The sequence below is a fragment of the Intrasporangium sp. genome, assembly GCF_032907665.1.
GTDB lineage: Bacteria > Actinomycetota > Actinomycetes > Actinomycetales > Dermatophilaceae > Intrasporangium.
This window is the reverse complement of the sequence record NZ_JAJJPG010000119.1, coordinates 5,297-7,985: the sequence shown is the minus strand read 5'-3', so window position 1 is coordinate 7,985 and position 2,689 is coordinate 5,297. Positions and strand designations below refer to the sequence as shown.

General features: G+C 69.7%; 3 protein-coding genes. 1 reads left to right on the top strand and 2 read right to left on the bottom strand.

Annotation, left to right across the window (positions count from 1 at the left end; translation table 11 throughout):
- The coding region (locus LOY02_RS15155; RefSeq protein WP_317183197.1) for an FAD/NAD(P)-binding oxidoreductase at positions 1-574 on the top strand (574 nt) is incomplete at its 5' end.
- On the opposite strand, the gene LOY02_RS15150 is transcribed toward LOY02_RS15155, so the two are convergent.
- A complete protein-coding gene (locus LOY02_RS15150; protein ID WP_317183196.1) occupies positions 564-1,736 on the bottom strand; it encodes a zinc-dependent alcohol dehydrogenase in 1,173 nt (390 codons plus the stop codon). The two genes, LOY02_RS15155 and LOY02_RS15150, sit on opposite strands and share 11 nt — an antisense overlap.
- Positions 1,733-2,440: an SRPBCC family protein gene (locus LOY02_RS15145; RefSeq protein ID WP_317183195.1), complete on the bottom strand. Its 708-nt coding sequence runs from the start codon at positions 2,438-2,440 to the stop codon at positions 1,733-1,735. The genes LOY02_RS15150 and LOY02_RS15145 overlap by 4 nt, the downstream gene beginning before the upstream one ends.
- Positions 2,441-2,689 lie beyond the last annotated feature (249 nt).

The window sequence follows — 2,689 nt, the reverse complement described above, 5'->3', positions numbered from 1 at the left end:
CACCATCGTGCCCGCCGACCTGCTCATCGTGGCCATGGGCGCCGAGCCGGACACCGGGTGGCTGCGAGGCTCCGGCATCCCCCTCGACGACGGTGTGCTCGTGGACCACTTCGGTGTGGCCGCCCCGGGCATCGTGGCGGCGGGCGACGTCGCCCGGTGGCCACATCCCTGGGACGAGCACCGCACGTTCCGGGTCGAGCACTACAACGGAGCGCTCTCCCAGGGGTCACATGTCGCCGGAACCCTGCTCGGAGACGCCCGGCCCCATGAGCACCTGCCGTCCTTCTGGGCCCACATCCACGGGCTCCGCCTCCACTCGGTCGGTTTCACAGGCGCCCGTTACCGCTTCGACCTTGTGAGGCAGGGCGTCGACGGCCGCTTCCTGGCCGAGTACCGCGACGGAGACCGGGTCGTCGGGGCGATCACCCACGGCCACGTCCGTGAGCTCGTTCGCTACCGGAGCACCATCACCGCGGAGCTCGGGAGGAGCGGCACCAAGCCGTATGCCGCTGAGCCGGCGGGGCGGCATACGGCCGAGGTGAGTGGGCGGTCACCGGAGGACGTCACGGCGTGAGGACGACCTTCGTGCAGTGGTCCTCCTTGTTCTTGAACATCGCGTAGGCCTCCGGGGCCTGCTCGAGGGGGAGCCGGTGGCTGACGATGTAGGTGGGGTCGATCTCGCCACTGCGGATGCGGTCGAGGAGCGGTCGCATGTAACGGTGGACGTGGCACTGCCCGCTCTTGATCGTCAGCGACCGGTTCATGATCGAGCCGATGGGGAACTTGTCGACGACCCCGCCATAGGCGCCCATGATCGACACGGTGCCGCCGTTGGCGCACGCGAGGATCGTCTCGCGCAGGGCGGCCGGTCGCTCGGTCTGCAACCGCAGCAGCTGCTTCCCCTTGTCGTAGAGCTCGACTGGTGTGACGTCGGTGTGCGCCTCCATGCCCACCGCGTCGATGCAGTGGTCCGGGCCCCGTCCAGCCGTGAGCTCGCGCAGCTCGCCGAGCACGGAGGTCTCCTCGTAGTTGAGGGTCTGTGCATCCGCGTGCTCCGCGGCCATGGCCAGACGCTCCGGGAGACGGTCGATGACGATGACCTTGCTCGCGCCGAGCAGGGACGCGCTCAGCGCGGCGAACTGGCCGACCGGCCCGGCCCCCCAGATCGCGACGACGTCGCCTGGCTGGATCCCGCACAGCTCGGCGCCCATGTAGCCCGTCGGCAGGATGTCGCTGAGGAAGAGGACCTGCTCGTCGGTGAGGTCGTCCTCGATCTTGAGCGGACCGACGTCGGCGAAGGGAACCCGGACGTACTCCGCCTGCCCACCCTGGTAGCCGCCGGTCAGGTGGGAGTAACCGAAGATCCCGGCGGGGGAGTGCCCCATGAGCTTCTCGGCCTGAGCGGCGTTCGGGTTGGAGTTCTCGCACAAGGACCACAGGTCCCGCTCGCAGGCGTGGCACGCCCCGCACGCGATGGGGAACGGGACGACGACGCGGTCGCCGACCCGAAGGTTGGTGACGGCGGAACCCAGCTCGACGACCTCACCCATGAACTCGTGACCGAGGACGTCCCCCGGGACCATGCTCGGGATGTAGCCGCCATAGAGGTGCAGGTCGGAGCCGCAGATGGCGGTGCTCGTCACGCGGATGATGGCATCCCGGCTGGACAGTAGCTGCGGATCGGCGACGTCGCGCACGGTGACGTGGTTCGGCGCGTCCCAGCAGAGGGCCCTCATCGGTCGTTCTCCTTGTTGAGCTCGTGGTCGCCCCGGTCCCGAATGTCGTCCGTGGCCGGTTGGGCATGCCGCTGCACGACCGCGTGCTTCGCCTTGATGCCGTCGGGCAGGGCGTCGCTGCGGACGACGTCCCCCGTCTCGAGGACCTGCTTGAACCGGCGCAGGTCGTCACGGACCTGCTGCTCGGGCTCCTCTCCGAGGAGCTTGGCGATCGTCTGGCCGATCCTTCCGCCCGAGACGTCGTAGTGCAGGGCCACACTGACCTCGGTCCCACGGTCACCCGGTGCGGGCGCGAAGTGGACGGTGCCCGAGTTGTCGATGTCGGCACCGGGCAGGCTGCGCCACGAGATCCGCTGACCCGGCTCGTCGCCGGTCATCTCCGCCTCCCATCGCACGGTCTTGCCGAAGGGTGCCGTCGCCACCCACGTGGAGCGGTTGTCGTCCGAGGTGGTGACGGACTCGAGGTGCGTCATGAAGGTCGGCAGGTGCGCGAAGTCGCGCCAGTAGGCATAGACCTCGTCGGGTGGTCGGTTCACCGTGACCGACGCCCTGAGGGAGAGCGGCCCCGGGCGGCCCTTGCCGTGCTGGTCCGTCCGTCTGCGCCTGCTTCGCACTGCCACGGCGGCGCCGAGGGCAGCGAGAGCGAGAGCCGCCGCCGTCCCGGCTCCTGGCGCGCGCTCGGTGGACCTGTCGGGAGTGTTCATGACTCACCTCTCCCGGCGCGCCGGTCGCGCCGTGACCATCAGGGTTCGCGGATCATGTGGTGCCCTACCCGATCGCCGCCTCGAGGCACCCAGCCACCCGCCCCCACTCCGTCGAGTGGCCCCAAATGCAGGGGTGCGGGCCGGCTTTCGTGGCCACTCGACGTGGGCACCGGCGCTGGTGTGGGGGTCGCTGACGTGGGGCTCGTTGACCTGTGGCTCGGTGGTGGTCGAGTGGCCCCAAATGCAGGG